The 16,238-nt window shown below is 59.3% G+C and carries 12 protein-coding genes; 2 read left to right on the top strand and 10 right to left on the bottom strand.

The window, feature by feature from the left end:
• Positions 1–1,953: a MacB family efflux pump subunit gene (locus FJU30_RS04265; protein ID WP_150433492.1), complete on the top strand. Its 1,953-nt coding sequence runs from the start codon at positions 1–3 to the stop codon at positions 1,951–1,953.
• Between the two features lie 52 nt (positions 1,954–2,005).
• Here the strand turns inward: FJU30_RS04265 and cysM are convergent, their stop codons facing one another.
• From cysM to FJU30_RS04220, 9 genes are all read right to left on the bottom strand, one after another.
• A complete protein-coding gene (gene cysM, locus FJU30_RS04260) occupies positions 2,006–2,893 on the bottom strand; it encodes a cysteine synthase CysM (protein ID WP_150433493.1) in 888 nt (295 codons plus the stop codon).
• Between the two features lie 54 nt (positions 2,894–2,947).
• Entirely contained in the window at positions 2,948–3,826 is an 879-nt protein-coding gene (gene cysW, locus FJU30_RS04255) for a sulfate/thiosulfate ABC transporter permease CysW (RefSeq protein WP_150433494.1), read from the bottom strand.
• Positions 3,823–4,659, bottom strand: a complete 837-nt coding sequence (cysT, locus tag FJU30_RS04250) for a sulfate/thiosulfate ABC transporter permease CysT (RefSeq protein ID WP_150433495.1) — start codon at positions 4,657–4,659, stop codon at positions 3,823–3,825. The genes cysW and cysT overlap by 4 nt, the downstream gene beginning before the upstream one ends.
• Positions 4,659–5,681 (bottom strand): thiosulfate ABC transporter substrate-binding protein CysP, encoded by a 1,023-nt coding sequence (cysP, locus tag FJU30_RS04245; protein ID WP_150433496.1) that lies wholly within the window; start codon positions 5,679–5,681, stop codon positions 4,659–4,661. The genes cysT and cysP overlap by 1 nt, the downstream gene beginning before the upstream one ends.
• Before the next feature lie 323 nt (positions 5,682–6,004).
• Positions 6,005–6,907, bottom strand: coding sequence for a Dyp-type peroxidase (locus FJU30_RS04240; RefSeq protein WP_150433497.1), 903 nt, complete (start codon positions 6,905–6,907; stop codon positions 6,005–6,007).
• A 452-nt stretch (positions 6,908–7,359) separates the two neighbouring features.
• Positions 7,360–7,947 carry an RpoE-regulated lipoprotein gene (locus tag FJU30_RS04235; protein WP_150433498.1) on the bottom strand — a complete coding sequence of 196 codons (588 nt, stop codon included), beginning with the start codon at positions 7,945–7,947 and terminating at the stop codon, positions 7,360–7,362.
• Positions 7,948–8,113: 166 nt separating this feature from the next.
• Positions 8,114–9,781 (bottom strand): ABC transporter ATP-binding protein/permease, encoded by a 1,668-nt coding sequence (locus FJU30_RS04230; RefSeq protein ID WP_150433499.1) that lies wholly within the window; start codon positions 9,779–9,781, stop codon positions 8,114–8,116.
• The gene (locus FJU30_RS04225) at positions 9,778–12,558 is read right to left on the bottom strand and encodes a M16 family metallopeptidase (RefSeq protein WP_150433500.1); all 2,781 of its coding nucleotides are present in this window, start codon (positions 12,556–12,558) and stop codon (positions 9,778–9,780) included. Before FJU30_RS04225 ends, FJU30_RS04230 begins: the two co-directional genes overlap by 4 nt.
• A 136-nt stretch (positions 12,559–12,694) precedes the next feature.
• Complete coding sequence (locus tag FJU30_RS04220; RefSeq protein ID WP_395858499.1) at positions 12,695–15,025, bottom strand: TonB-dependent receptor plug domain-containing protein; 2,331 nt, start codon at positions 15,023–15,025, stop codon at positions 12,695–12,697.
• On the opposite strand from FJU30_RS04220, the gene FJU30_RS27575 reads away from it, so the two are divergent.
• Positions 15,003–15,287 (top strand): hypothetical protein, encoded by a 285-nt coding sequence (locus tag FJU30_RS27575; RefSeq protein ID WP_223881498.1) that lies wholly within the window; start codon positions 15,003–15,005, stop codon positions 15,285–15,287. The genes FJU30_RS04220 and FJU30_RS27575 overlap by 23 nt on opposite strands.
• 44 nt (positions 15,288–15,331) lie before the next feature.
• Here the strand turns inward: FJU30_RS27575 and FJU30_RS04215 are convergent, their stop codons facing one another.
• Positions 15,332–16,183 carry a TonB family protein gene (locus FJU30_RS04215; protein WP_150433502.1) on the bottom strand — a complete coding sequence of 284 codons (852 nt, stop codon included), beginning with the start codon at positions 16,181–16,183 and terminating at the stop codon, positions 15,332–15,334.
• Positions 16,184–16,238 lie beyond the last annotated feature (55 nt).

The following is a 16,238-nucleotide window of genomic DNA, read 5'->3' as shown; positions in this document are numbered from 1 at the left end:
ATGAACAACGCGCTACTCCAGCTTTGCGCCATCAACCGCGTGTTTCTCAACGGGGAGCAGCAGGTTCATGTGCTGAAGAACATTAACCTGACGATCAATGCCGGTGAGATGGTGGCGATCGTCGGCGCCTCCGGTTCGGGAAAATCCACGCTGATGAATATTCTCGGTTGTCTGGATAAGCCTTCTTCCGGCGAATATCGGGTCGCAGGTCGCGCTACCCAGGCGCTGCAAAGCGACCAACTGGCCGAACTGCGGCGTGAGCACTTTGGCTTTATTTTTCAGCGTTATCATCTGCTCAATGATCTTAACGCACGCGGCAATGTGGAAGTTCCGGCCATCTACGTCGGCAGAGAACGCGCGGCGCGTCAACGGCGCGCGACGGAACTGTTGACGCGGCTGGGCCTGGCCGATCGTCTGAGCTGGCGCCCCAGCCAGCTGTCCGGCGGTCAGCAACAGCGGGTCAGTATTGCGCGGGCGCTGATGAACGGCGGAGAAGTCATTCTGGCCGATGAACCGACCGGCGCGTTGGATAGCCGCAACGGCAACGACGTGATGGCGATCCTGAAGGATTTGCACAGTCAGGGACACACCATCGTACTCGTCACTCACGATATGCAAATCGCCAGCCACGCCCAGCGTATTATCGAGATCCACGACGGCGAGATCATCGCCGATCGGCAAACCGGACCGAGCGTCCGCCCGACGCTGGCGCGCGCGGCGCCGGCGTCCGACGGCGTTTCCACCTTTGGTCAGGCGCGCGATCGTTTTCTCGACGCCTTTAAGATGGCGCTGCTGGCGATGAACGCCCAGCGCATGCGCACCTTCCTGACCATGCTGGGCATTATCATCGGCATCGCCTCGGTGGTGTCGGTGGTGGCGCTGGGCAACGGCGCGCAGCAGCGGGTGCTGGCCGATATCAGCGCGATGGGCACCAGCACGCTGGAGATTTTCCCCGGCAAAGATTTTGGCGATATGCGCTCCGCCGCCATCCAGACGCTGCGCGCCAGCGATGCGGACGTGCTGGCGCGGCAGCCTTATGTCCACAGCGTCACGCCGTCGGTCTCCGGCAGTGTTACGCTGCGCTACGGCAATATCTCGGTATCGGCCAGCGTCAGCGGCGTCGGCGAACAGTTTTTCATGGTGCGCGGCTACCGTCTGGCCGAAGGGATCGCCTTCCCGCACGCCAGCGTGATCGCCCTGAGTCAGGAAGCGGTAATCGATCAAAACACCCGCAATAAGTTATTTCGGCCGGAAGAGAACCCGATAGGCAAGGTGATCCTCGCCGGCACGCTGCCCGTGCGGGTTATCGGCGTGGTGCAGAAGAACCAGAGCGGCTTCGGCAGCGATGAGAATCTGAATGTCTGGCTGCCCTACACCACGGCGATGAAACGCATGATCGGCCAGTCGTACCTGAGAAGCATCACCGTGCGGGTTAACGATAATATCAGCCTGAGCGTGGCCGAACAGGGCATTACCCGCGTGCTGACCCGACGACACGGCGCCAAAGACTTCTTTGTGATGAACACCGACAGCATTCGTCAGACAATAGAGAAGACCGCCTCGACCATGACGCTGCTGGTCTCGGCGATCGCGTTTATTTCGCTGCTGGTGGGCGGTATCGGCGTGATGAATATCATGTTGGTGTCGGTCGCCGAACGAACGCGGGAAATCGGCGTGCGTATGGCGGTCGGCGCAAGGACCAGCGATATCATGCAGCAGTTCTTAATCGAAGCGGTGCTGGTCTGTCTGCTGGGCGGAACGGCGGGCGTGGCGCTGTCGCTGGGAATTGGCGCGGCCGCCGCTTCGATCAGCCGCAATTTTCCGATGATTTACTCCACCGCGTCGATCGTCGCCGCCTTTCTGTGCGCCAGTCTGACCGGCATTATCTTTGGCTTCTTCCCGGCCCGGCGAGCGGCGGCGATGGAGCCGATTCACGCGCTGGAGCGGGAATAAGACGTCGGCCGCAACGGGCCCGGCCAGCCGTCGCGCTACAGATCGGGGCCGATTAGTCGCGCTCAAACACGCCGGTCGATAGATAACGATCGCCGCGATCGCAAATAATCGCCACGATCACGCTGCCCGGATTGCGGCGCGCCACGCGCAGCGCGCCGGCCACCGCGCCGCCGGAGCTGACGCCGCAAAAGATCCCTTCGCGCTGCGCCAGCTGACGCATCGTCTGCTCCGCTTCCTGCTGAGAAATATCCAGAGTGCGGTCGACCAGCTCCGGCTGAAAGATGCCGGGCACATAGGCTGGCGACCAGCGACGAATCCCCGGAATGCTGCTGCCCTCCTGCGGCTGCAGGCCGACGATCTGCACCCGGTCGCTCTGCGTTTTAAGATAGCGGCCGACGCCGGTGATCGTGCCGGTAGTGCCCATGCAGGAAACGAAGTGGGTCAACCGTCCCGCCGTCTGGCGCCAAATCTCCGGCCCGGTGGTGGTGAAATGCGCGTAGGGGTTATCGGGATTGTTAAACTGGTCGAGAACCTTGCCCTGCCCCGAACGCGCCATCTGCCGCGCCAGATCGCGCGCGCCTTCCATTCCCTGCTCCCGACGCACCAGAATCAGCTCCGCGCCATAGGCGCGCATCGCCGCCTGACGCTCCCGACTCATGTTATCCGGCATCAATAGTTTTAGCCGGTAGCCTTTCAGCGCCGCAATCATCGCCAGCGCAATGCCGGTGTTGCCGCTGGTTGCTTCGATCAGCACATCGCCGGGCGAGATTTCGCCGCGTCGCTCCGCCTGCTGGATCATGGCGAACGCCGCGCGATCTTTTACCGAACCGGCCGGATTATTCCCTTCGAGTTTCAGCCATATCTCACTGTCGCAGCCCTGAGTCAGGCGCTGCAGCTTCACCAGCGGCGTATTGCCGATATAGTGTTCCAGCGTTGTCACTCCGTTCTCCTTAAAGTAGCGCCGCCGCGCCGAACGGGGACAGCCAGACGCAGATTATTGACCACCGCGCCGCGTTTGCCGGCCGGCCTGGCGCTGCTGACGCTCCAGCCTCCAGCGCAAAGCGCTTTTCAGCAGCAGCGTGACGATGGCCATCAACGTCAGCAGCGAGGCGGCGGTAAAGGCGCCGACGGTGTTATAGTCCTGATGCAGTAACTCCACCTGCAGCGGCAGGGTGTAGGTTTCGCCGCGAATCGCCCCCGATACCACCGACACCGCGCCGAACTCGCCGATGGCGCGCGCATTGGTCAGCACCACGCCGTACAGCAGCGCCCAGCGGATATTCGGCAGCGTCACCCGCCAGAACATCTGCCAGCCGGACGCGCCCAGCAGCAGCGCCGCCTCTTCTTCCTGGCTCCCCTGGCTGAGCATAACCGGCACCAGTTCGCGCACCACGAACGGACAGGTGACGAAAATCGTCACCAGCGCAATGCCGGGCCAGGCGAACATCAGCTGAATGCCGCGCGCATCCAGCCAGCCGCCCAGCGGGCCATTGCTGCTGTAGAACAGCAGATATAGCAGCCCGGCCACTACCGGCGATACGGCGAAGGGAATATCCACCAGCGTCAGCAGCAGCTGGCGACCCGCGAAGCGAAAACGGGTGACCAGCCAGGCCAGCAACGTACCAAACAGCAGATTAACCGGCACGGTAATCGCCACCACCAGCAGCGTCATGCCGATGGCGTGCAACATATCGGGATCGGCCAGGTTGCGCCATACGCCGCCCAGTCCTTGCGCCAGCGCGGCGGCAAAAATAGAGACCAGCGGGATGACCAGCATGATCAACGACAGCAGGCTGCCCAGACCAATCAGCAGCCATTTGCTTACGTTGCCGGCGCGACGGGAGGCCGCATGCCGCGGCGTGCGCTCGTTCATTGCGCGCCCCCGGTACGTCGACCATAGCGACTCTGCACCATATTAATACTAAACAGCAGCAACAGCGAGGCCGACAGAATCACCGACGCGATGGCGCTGGCCGCCGGGTAATCGAATTCCTGCAGTCGGATAAAAATCATCAGCGAGGTGACTTCGGTCTGCCAGGCGATATTGCCGGCGATAAAGATCACCGCGCCGAATTCGCCCAGGCTGCGGGTGAACGACAGCGCGGTGCCGGTCAGCAGCGCCGGCAGGATTTCCGGCAAAATCACCCGCCGAAAACACTGCCAGTCGCTGGCGCCCAGCGTGCGGGCCGCTTCTTCATAGTCCGGACTCAGATCCTCCAGCACCGGCTGCACCGTGCGCACCACGAAGGGAATGCTGGTAAACGCCATCGCCACCGCGATACCCAGCCAGGTATAAGAGACGCGGACGCCAATCTGCGCCAGCCATTCGCCATACCAGCCGCCGGTGGAAAACAGCGCCGTCAGCGTCAGGCCGGCCACGGCGGTGGGCAACGCGAAGGGTAAATCCATCAGGCCATCAAGCAGCGTGCGGCCGGGAAACTGATAGCGCGTCAGAATCCACGCCATCAGCAGACCGAATCCGGCGTTGAACAGCGTGGCGACGCCGGCGGCCAGCAGCGTTACCTTATAGCTCGCCACCACCTGTGGACTGGTGATCACCGCCCAGTACTGCGCCCAGCTCATTTGCGCCAGCTGCACCATCAGCGCGCTAAGCGGCAACAGCAGGATCAGACTGATAAAAAACAGGCTGCTGCCCAGACTCAGGGTAAAACCGGGCAATACCCGCTTGCTGCCGCCTGCGGGCATTACTGATGTCCCGCCGCCAGCAGCTTATCCAGTTCGCCGCCGCTGGCGAAATGCGTTTGCATCACCTGCGCCCAGCTGCCGAAGCGATCTTCCACCCGCGTCAGCCGGGTGACCGGGAAACGCGCCTTCAGCTGTTCCATCAGTTGCGGATTGTTCACCCGATAATAGAAATCGGCGATGATGCGCTGCGCGGGCGGGCTGTACAGATAGTTGAGATAGTCTTTCGCCGCCTGTTCGGTGCCGTTGGCCGCGACGTTCTTATCGATCCACGCCACCGGGAACTCGGCCAGAATATTGCTTTGCGGCACGATCACCTCGTAATTATCCGCGCCGTACTGATTGCGGATATTGTTCACCTCGGACTCGAAACTGATCAGCACATCGCCCAGCCCGCGCTCGACAAACGTGGTGGTCGCGCCGCGGCCGCCGGTGTCGAATACCGCCACATTGCCGACGAAGCGTTGCATCCAGCCGCGAATCTTAGCGATATCGCCGCCGTTCGCCTCGCTGGCCGCGTTCCACGCCGCCAGCCAGGTATAGCGCGCGTTGCCGGAAGTTTTCGGGTTAGGAAAAATCAGCTTCACGTCGTCGCGCACCAGATCCTGCCACTCATGAATCCCTTTCGGATTGCCCTTGCGCACCAGAAACGCCATGGTGGAATAGAACGGCGAGCTGTTGTCCGGCAGACGGCTCTGCCAGTCGGCCGGCAGCAGCCGGCCGCGATCGTGCAGGATTTGGATATCCGTCACCTGATTGTACGTCACCACGTCCGCCTTCAGCCCCTGCAGAATAGCCAGCGCCTGACGGGAGGAACCGGCGTGCGACTGTTTAATCGTCAGCGGGTCGTTGGGATGCTGCGCCAGCCACTGCTGCTGAAAGCCGGGATTAAGCGCCGCAAATAATTCACGCGAAACATCATACGAGCTGTTCAGCAACTCCGTCGCCTGCGCGTTTCCGCCCGCCAGCAGCGTTAACGCCAGCAAACCTTTGACCAGCCGCTTTCTTATCCATATTTGCTTCATGCGATTGCCTCACTTAGAAATGTATGATTCCCCCGACGATTATCGCGGACTATCGCCCGGCGAACGAATTGCCGGACGCTGAGCTGACCAAAAGCGCGAGAGACGCCGATGTACCGGAAAGATGGGGGAAAACTGCGTTTATGGTGAACCAGTGTATGAACAAGCACGGCTGAAGATATAACCTTCTTATAGAATATTTAAGGTTAATTAAGAACAAAAAAGCATATCTCCCCACGCAACACCGTTGCCGATCGGGCGTGACCCGGCGATAAGTTTAGCCGCAGAAATAAGGAATGCGCCAGACCGCCGCCTGGCGCCGGAGGTTACAGCGTCAACAGACGATCGAGCGAGGGAGCGAAAAAGTAGCTGCCGCTAACCGCGCGGGTAAAGCGCAGCATATCGTCGCGCTTGCCGTCACGTTCGCCGAACATGCTTAGCAACTGCTGCTCAATATTGTGCAGGCGGTGGCAGTAAGCGATAAAGTAGAGGCCGTGCTTGCCGCTGGCGCTGCCGTATGGCAGGCTCTGCCGCAGGATCTTCAGCCCTTTGCCCTCTTCTTTCAGATCGACCCGGCTGACGTGCGAGGTTTCCGGGCGGATATCGGACGGCAGCTCCTCGCTGTCCTGCTTCGTGCGGCCGATGATTTTTTCCTGCTGCTCCACGCTAAAGCGCTGCCACTGCTTCAGGTTGTGCTCCCAGCGCTGCACGAACACATAGCTGCCGCCGGCATCCCGCTGATCCGCGCCGATAATCGCCACGTCGCGCCGCGCCTCGTCGCCCTGCGGGTTTTCGGTGCCGTCGACGAAGCCGCTCAGATCGCGCTCTTCCACCCAGCGAAAACCGTGCGTCTCTTCTTCCACATGAATGGCGCTGCCGAATGCCGCCAGCGCCGCCTGGGCGAGGCTGAAATTCACGTCATGACGCAGAGACTGAATGTGAATCAACAGATCGCGCTGCGTGGCGGGCGCCAGACCTTTGCCGAGCGCGCTAAACGGCTTCAGCTCTTCGGCGCCGTTGTCGCAATCCAGGTCGCGCCACACGTCATGGCCGAAGGCGATTACGCCGCCCAGCCCGGCATCGGGATGGCGCTGCTGCAGGTCTTCCAGCGCCTGGCAGAATTTGCGGCATCCCTGGCGGATAGCATCAAATTCGCCCTGCACCATTGCTTCCATATAAATGGCAAAACGGCGATGTTCCAGCAAAATGCCGCTTTGAATTCGTGTCATGGTGATTCCTCATGATAGTGATACCCGATAGTCGCAGGCGCGGGATGGCCCGGATACGCGCCGCATGACCTGACCAGCGAACCTTCGCCCTGACGGGTATATCTGTTTTTATAGTTAGCGCTTAATTGATTAACTGCCAATGCAACTATCATACCGGAAGCTGTGTGACGTTTATCTTGCTTAACGACAAAAAAGGATTTTTTTCCCCGCGCCGGCAAGCAAACGCTCAAAAAGAGCGCAGCGGCGCGCCGACGCAGGGCGTGAAAAGGCACCTTTTCGCGCCGGCGATATAAAAAACGCGGGACGGTCGGGATACAAAAGATTTGCAGGATTGATAAGAAAGGAAGCAGAGGCCGGCGCTTGCTGCCTGCCGCTGTGGCAATCACGACATTTTGTGGTGCGTTGCGTGAACGCGGCGCCGGCAGGCGCCGCATCCCGGCGCAAACGGTGACTTAGTTGCGCGCCTGAGCGCGCCAGACGATTTTAACCACTTTCCAGTCGCGCAGCACGTCGTCCGACGGCATCAGCCCTTCCGGCCCGCGCCACTCGCCGCCATAGATATAGCTGACGTGCGCGCTGCCCGGCGCGGCACATTCCACCCGACGGGCGTCCTCCCCCTGTCCCAGCCAGCATGAGCCAAAGGCCTTGCCGTACAGCGAGGAGAACGCGTCGCCGACCTTCACGCCCCACTGGCTCGCGATCGCCGCATCGCTCACGTCCACCCGGGTCACCGCCCCTTTGGGTTGGCCGCTGATCACCAGCCGGACGCTATCGCCATCCAGCGCTTCATAGAACGCCACCAGTTGGCCGTTTTGCGTACCCATGCCGCTGCGCAGCCGGTAATCTTCGTTCAGGGCTTTATTCAGCACCGGCTCCGACAGCGGCGTTCCCGCATTGATGTCGCCCACGCCCGAATCCTGCACGGTTATCGCGCCGCCAAACCAGTTAAACGGCGACAGGCTGGACCAGGAAAAATTAGACATCGTGCCACACCCGCTCAGCACCAGCGGTAATCCCAGTAATAATGGGCGAAATCTCATCACATTGACTCCTCAGATAGCTTACGACACGCCGCGTCTGAGCGCATATCGGCTTCAGACGGTTGGATTGCACAACGCGCGGAAAGTGCCATTAAAATCGAATTCAATCCGCCAGCATACCACCGCCCGGCGCGGCTTGCCCCGGGCGGCGCATCGTTACGCCCGCTTACGGCTGAGAAAATGCGTTCAAATCGTAATGCTGCGGGAAAAATTCATCCAGCTCATCCTGATGGGTGATGGCGATCACCGTACAGTCGGGCAGCGCCGTTTTGATCAGCGTCAGCATCGCTCTGGCCCCGGCCGGATCGAGATTGCTGGTCGCCTCATCCAGATACAGCGTATCGGGCCGGACGATCAGCGCGCGGGCAAACGCCAGCCGCTGGCGCTCGCCGCCGGAAAACACCCGTTCCCAGTTAAGCCGCTCATCGAGCTTATCGCGCCACGCCGCCAAACCGGTGCTGTCCAGCGCCTGACGCAGCCGTTCGCGATCCGCGATCGGCGCTTCGGGGTAACATAACAGTTCGGCCAGCGTTCCCTGCCCCAGATAGCTTTGCTGCGGCAACAGCAGGCTCTTGCCGCTCAGCGCCTGCCAGCGCCCCTGGTAATAGGGCCACAGTCCGCTCAGCGTGCGCAGCAGCGTCGATTTACCCAGCCCGCTGCGGCCGGACAGCCGGCTCCAGCTGCCCGGCGCGCAACTGAACGCTACGTTGCGCAACAGCGGCTGGCCCTGCGGCGTGGAGAACGATAACGCTTCCACGCTCAGGCATTCGCCCTGGGCAACCGGCTCATCGCCGGACTGATGGCGCGCGATTTCCTGCTGAAACTGGCTCAAACGCTCCAGGCTGGCGGACAATTCGACCAGCGAATAATAAAAATGGATAAACCAGCTGAGCGCGCCGTGCACCTGACCGAAGGCGCTGCGAATCTGCATCAGCCCGCCCAGCGTAACGGTTTTACTGAGAAACGCCGGCAGCGCGGCGAACACCGGCACAATCAGGCTGACCCGGGTATAGCCGACGGTAAACAAGCCCAGATCGCGTTCGCCGTTCATTACCCGCCGCCAGTTGGCCGCAATGGCGGAAAACGCATGGCGCAGCTGATTTTTTTCCTGCTGCTCGCCGCCATAGAGCGCAATCTGCTCGGCGTTGTCGTGCTTACGCAGCAGCGCGGCGCGGAAATCCGCCTCGACGCGCTGTTTATGGTAATTAATGCCGTGCAGTTTTTTCCCGATCGCATGGGTGATCAGGCTGCCCGCCAGGTTATAGATCAGCGCCACCCAGACCAGATAACCATGCAGGGTTATCTCATGACCCCATAGGGAAAAATGCTGGACGCCGGAGAGCTGCCATAAAATAAACAGGAAAGAGAACAGCTGGGCGAAGGTAATGATAAATGACACCGATAAGCGCACGGTTTGCGTGACGAACAGATCGATATCCTGCGCGATACGCTGGTCGGGGTTATCCATCCGGCCGCTGAGCGACAGACGGTAAAACGCCCGCTGCGCCAGCCAGCCGTTGATAAACCGCTCGGTCAGGAAGGCGCGCCAGCGAATAATCAGCAGTTTGGTGAACCACTCCTGATACACGAACACGCCGATATAAATCAGAATATAAACGCAATACTCTTTGACCAGCGAATACAGCAGCCCGCCGTTGAACTCGCCCAGCGCGTCGTAAAACGTCTTGCTCCAGTTATTGATCAGAACGTTGAGATAGACAATCGACATGCCCATGGCAAGGATCAGCAGCAGGAATAACCACGCCTGCCAGGACTGCGCCCTGCCCCAAAACTCCCGGCAGAGGTCCAGCATCTGTGCGATCAGCTTTCTCATAGTTGCGCCTCCTGCGGCAGCGTGATGTACAGCACCCGGTTATCCGGATTAAACAGACGGGCCGCCATCGCGCGCACGCCCTCCAGGGTGATCGCCTCAGCCAGATGCGCCTGTTCACTCAGATAGCGCGGATCGCCATACTGCTGATAGCTCAGCATCAGGCGGTGCTGCTGGGTGAGAATATCCTGCCGTCGACGCTGCTCCGCACGGATAAATTGCTGTTTCTGCCCCTCAATATCCTGGCCGGTAATCTGTTGCGGCAGCGAGGTGAAAATCTGCTCCGCACGCTGCCACAGCGCCTGCGCCCTGTGCGGCGCGCTGGTGAAGGTCACCTCGGTTTCAATGCGCTGTTTGCTGGTATCCAACAGACTGTTCACCTGCATGCGGTAAATGCCGAGCTCATCATCCCGCAGGCTGTTTTTCAGGTACTTATTGGCCAGACTGGCGGCGACGCTAACCTGCACCGCACTGTGCGGCGTCCAGCGCCAGGGCGTGAAACTCCAGGCGCGAATATCCGCGCGCGGCTCGATGCTGATGGCGGACACCGCCTCTCGCCTGCCCGTTTGCGCCAGGTAAGGCGTCGCGTCGCCGATAGTGCGGCGCGGAATCGAAGCCAGATAGCGCTCAACCAGCGGCAACAACTGTTCAGCGGGCATATCGGCCAGCAAATAATAGGTCGCCGGCGCCGATGCGGCCTTACGCCACTGCGCCAGCAGTTCCGGCGCGGCGACCTGTTTTAGCTGCGTCAGCTGAGCTTGCGGATAAGCGGGCCGGCCGAAGCGCAGCGCTGTAATCTCGCGGCCGCGCAGGTCCGCCACCGATTGCTGGCTATTGATCTGCTGGCGAATCAGCCGCGTCATGCTCTCTTTCATCACCTCGGGATCAATGCCCGGCGCGCTGTGCAACGCGGAATAGAGGCCGAACAGACTGGTCAGCTGCGCCACCGGCGCCTGCCCGCTAAACTGCAATTGCTCCGCCGTCTGATCGATATTCAGCGACAGCGATCGCGCCTGCTTCCAGCCGCTCAGATCCTCGCCGCGCCAGTCCGCCGGGCCGCTCTGCGCAACCAGCTGTCTGGCCAGTTGCACCTGCCATGGATTAAGCCCCGCGGCCATATAGCCGGCCGGACTCTCTGCGGTAAAATAGACCGTCTGACCGGCCTGCGGCGTACGCAGCCAGACCACGCGGTCGCCGTTGCTGAGCTGCCACTGTTCGACGTGTTGCGCCGGGAAATGTTTCAACGCCGTGCGTTCTCCGCGCTGCGTGACGGACGGCAGCTCGGGGATCAGTTTAGCTTCGGGCAGGCGCGGCGGCGTCAGCGCCGCCGTGGTCCACTGCGTCTGTTGCTGCTGTACGGCCTCAGACGTCGGCAGCGTAAAAGGCGCCGAGCCCGGCACGCTAAATTGCACCAGTCTGTCCGTTTCGGCCAGCCAGCGCTGCAGATGCTGATTAACGTCCTGCTGCGTAATGCCGGCCAGCTCGTCCAACACCTGGCGGCCGCGCGTCTGACTGCCCACATAAGCGCGCCCCTGCAGCCAGGGAACCGTAATTTGCTGCACCCAGTCGGCGAAGTCACGCTGTTCCGGCTGGCTGACCATGCCCAGCGCCACCTCGCGAATATCCGATTTCACGTCCACGATATCGCGTTCACTTAACGAATAGCGCCGGATCCTTTCTATTTCCCCCAGCAGCACGGCGAGCGACGCATGATGGCCACCCGGCATCACATCGGCAAAGAAACCCAGCGCGACGGTCGTTCTGCCGATATCCGACTTACGCACCACCAGACTGCTGACCTCGGGCGGCAGTTCCGACTTTTGCCGGCGCATCTGTCGGCTTAGCGCGCTGAGCGTGATCTGATTCAGCAGGCGGTAACGCATGCCCGCCCGCCCGCCCACGCCTTCATCCTGAAAGCGATAGACCACGGACACCTGACTGGTGCCGCTCTGGCTATCCTGCAGACGCACCACGTCAAGCTGCGGCGCCAGACGCGGTTCATAGTAGTCGCGCACGGGCACGTTCCCGGCCGGCAGATCGGCGAAGTAGCGCCGGATCTCGCGTTCGGCCTCGGCAAGCGGTATATCGCCAATCAGCAACAGCCGCATATTCGACGGGCGATACCAACGCTGATAAAACGCGCGCAGCAGGCTGGCCGGCGTATCGTTAATCGCCTGCTCGGTACCGATCACCGGACGTAACGGATAGCGCGAGTCGTGGCGGATAGCCTGGACGCGCTGCTGGTTCATACGCTCAGCCACTCCCAGTTTGCCGCGCCACTCCTCCAGAATAATCTGGCGCTCATTATCCAGATCGCGCGGCAGAAAGCGGGCGTGGCCGGCCATCTGGCTCAGCGCCTGTAGCGCCAGTCCGAGTTCGCGCTTCCCGGCCGGCGGACTCATCATGTACTGCGTGCGTTCGTAATTGGTCATGGCGTTGTAGTGCTGCGCGCGCACCCAGCCCTGCTGATTCAGCGCCTGACTCACGCCCTGGTCAAACGCATCGCTGGTATGGAACACCATATGTTCGACCATATGCGCCGCGCCGGACTCGTTATCCTGCTCATCAATCGAGCCGACGTCGACGCTCAAACGAATATCAATGCGGTTTTGCTGCCCGGCCAGCGGCACCAGGGTATATTGCAGCCCGTTGGCCAGCCTTCCTTCTTTTATATGCGGCAGCGGACTTTGAACCGCGCCGGCGTCAGCGGCCAGGCTACCGGCGCTTAACGTAAACAGACCGACGGCGAACGCCAGCCAATAAAATTTCTTCCAGTTCATAACGACCTTGTCACTATTGTTATTTTCATATTGCGACGCGTTTTCTCGCGACGAAAAAACGCGGTCAGAGACGATACGGACATTCCGTAAGGCATCATCCCGCCACGCCGGACAAGGGCGTCGCGGGATCGGGTGCTTACCAGGTGTAGGCGACCCCCAGCCAGAACTGGCGGCCGGGTTTGTAGGTAACGAGGCTGGTACTTGAATTCGCCAGCGATTGAGAAGTTTCCACCACGTTGTCAAATACGTTCAGCACATCCAGCGTGATATCCAGCGTCTGCTCCTTGTAGATCGGCTGGGAGTAGGCAAGACGCCAGTCGTAGGAGAAGAAGTCGCCATATTTAATACCGGTGTACATTGTCGGCCTGCCGATATAATCGCCACAGGCGCCAGAGCCTCCCGGGCAGTCAATGACAGAGGTGACATAGCCTTTATAGCCGGAGGTATAGGCCAGACGCTGGCCCCAGGTCAGGCGTGCCGCAGGGAAATAAGTATCCACATTCAGGAATATATTCCACGGCGTATTGAAATTCAGGGCATCGATATCACCCTTATCCATCAATTTTTCATTAAAGATGACCTTGACGTCATCCTGATTACTTGCATCGTAATAGGTTTGCGAATTGCTTTTATTTTTAGAAATATTAGCGCCCAACGCCCAATTTACTTGCGCCCACTGGAACTTATACGGGCTAATCGGTTCAACCGTCAGAGAGAAATTATTACCTTCGGTGCTGGCGCTATTGCTTAAATAATAGCGGCGCTGGCTATTATCATCGATATAGCTTTCCTGACCAAACTGCTCGCGTCCTTTGCGATGTACCCATTTCACCGTCCAGATAGTATCCATGACGCGCTGGGACAGCCCCAAATTCAGCTCATCGCTAAATGGCGTATTCAGGCCTGATACATCATAGGTCGCCACATTGGCTCTGATCGGCGCGCTCCAGTCGCCGCTGGAACTAGTCCGCGTCTGCGTGTAGCGTTCATTGATGCCCGACCGTAACATATAGGCCAACATGTTCTGCGCGTAGTAGCGGTTAGCGCCGCCAAACACGCGAGTGGAGCGATCGCCAAACACATCGTAAGAGGCGGCCAGCCGCGGGGCGATATTCAGATTTTCCAGATAATCGTCATAAGATAAGCGTACTCCCGGCGTCACTTCCAGCTTTCCGAGCGTAATGCTATCCTGGATATAGGCGGCATAATTGGTATAACTGCCTTTAACGGTTCGCTCCGGATACAGCAGGCGGGTACCGGCAAATTGTTCGCCGTCAATACACAGGGTGTCGCCCGACTGACAAACAACGCCGGAATTAACGAATCTTGCGCTGGGAGATACCGTGGCCGAATACACATCGCTGAAACGGCGATATTGCGCATTATAGAAATCCGTCTGCCAGCCAAAATCCAGTTGGTGCTGCACGCCCCACAAAGCCAGCGGACTCAGTTCGTAATCCTGCTTCAGCGTCGTGGTATTTTTTTCAGTAGCATAAGTGCCGTATCCGCCACTCTGCGATGAATTGGCGGAGCTTTGCCAATCAATCGCATCAGAGGTGAAATTTAGCGAAGGGCTATAATAGACCCAACTTGTGAGCGTATTAGATTCATGTTCGATCTTATTCTGTTCATGTTGGTAACCCGCCAGACTGATGATTTTCCCCCAATTGGCGTTATGTTCCCATTCAATGTTGAAGCGATAGCCACCACCCGTATTAGTATAGGAACCGTTTTTCACATTCTGCTTATAATATTTGGACTCGTGCGGCGCATACATGCCGGTCAGGCGAACAGTATCGCCGTTATCGGCCAGATATGTGCCTTTCAACAAATAGGTTTCAGCAATACGTTCCTGATCCGTCCACTGATCTAACCAGGTGTGATAATACGGGATATCTGACTGCTGCCGATTATAGGCAAAAATAAATCCTGCCTTATCGCTTAACGGTTGGTTAAAGCTGGCTGAATAAAACTGTTTTTTAAATCGGGGCTGATAATAGAGGTTGGTTGCCGATTCAAAATCTTCGCGATTATCCGCATCCACATGATAACGCGTCCAGCTATCGCGCGTGGTGCGATAGGAAATTTTACCCGAAGCTTTACTCAGATCCGGATCCTTCAGTTTGGCGTCCACTACGCCACCGGTGAAGTCGCCGTATTTGGCGGAGACATTGCTATCGAACACTTCCAGTTGCTCAATCAGCTCGGAATTGATCCAAAATGACTGCGCGCCACCGGCCGGTAAATCAGTCGGCGAGTAGCCATCAGGGTTCGTGCCCAACTCCCCACCGTTGGCGCCGGGGTCAATGGTGTTGTTATTGGACAGCCCATCGATCATGTAGTTGTTCTGGTAAAACTTCTCACCATGAAACGAGACATTCTCAGGCGCGATTTCTCCAGGCGTATTACCATTATCCGCCGTCTTGGAAAACTGCACGTTAGGATTGTTTTTCAGCAGTTCCGTCACCGAGCCATTGCGGGTCGGCATTTTTTTAATCTGCTCCGCCGTTAAAATCTGCGTCCCCATCGACTGGCTGGTCGGCGTCGAGCGCACTAAAATCGTATCCTCGCCGCTGGCGGAGGCATCGCCGTCCTGCGCGCTACTTTTTTTCTCCGCTTCGTCTGCCGCCGGCGCGCCGCTGTTCTGGCCGTCATTTTCCTGCGCCAACGCCGACGATGATAATAAGGACAATATCATCATCAAGTACATGTTTTTATTCATTATGTAATTTTCCCCGGAACTAAAAATTAAAAAGACGCTTTTTGTTATGGCTTAATTTTCCAGCCGGATATGGCCATCCAGCTTAAAAACAATGGATACGGTCTGATCGGCCATCATGGTCTGTGCCTGATAACGCCAACGCGCCATATCTTTCATCACCGATGCGGCGAATACGCCGACCGGATCCTCGGTTAAAATACGAATATTGGTCACCGTGCCGCTGCCGGTAACGTCGAACCTCACCCGCACGCGCCCTTCCACGCCCAGCGAACGGGCGCGGGTTGGGTAATTAACCCGGCGGTTTAAAGCGGTTAATTTCTGCGTACTGGCGGCGCCGGTCCCCTGCGCGGCCTGGCCGCTGTTGCTGCTGCCCTGCGCCGAAGCGGCCAGCCGGCCGGCGGAGCCCGTGGATACAGGAGAGGAAGACGCCGGCGCATCCGGCGAAGGGCGAGTTGAACGTTCGGCCGTCTGCGGCGCTTCGCTGGCGCGCGGCGAAGGCTGGCGCACGGGCGGCGCCTTTTCCGGTGTTTTTTTCACCGGCACCTGCGCCGGCTTTTTCGCCGACGCCGTTACCGGTTGCGCCTGCCGCACCACAATGCGCGGCTTATCCGCCAGCGGCAGCGCGATCTCGCTGGCCGCCGGCATCGTCGAGCCTTCTGGCGCCGCCGCCCGTGCAGGCGCCGCAGCGGCAGCCGTTTGCCCGGCGGACTGTTCCGCATGCTGAATCTGCAGCATGGTAATATTCAGGCTATCGCCCGCTTTCCCCGCCAACGCTTCGCTCGACGGCGGCGTGCGCGCGGCCCATAAGGCCAGCGTGATTAGCCCCAGGTGCAGCAGCGCGGAAAACGACAAAAAACCCGCCCGCCGGCACAGGGAAGGGATGCATTGGATGCTTTTCATCATCAAAAATTAACGTCTGTCTCTTAATCAAACGCGTTACAACGTCATCCCTGCTCCA

Source organism: Affinibrenneria salicis (genome assembly GCF_008710095.1).
Note: the sequence above shows the minus strand (reverse complement) of the source record. Positions and strands in the feature narration are given on the sequence as shown.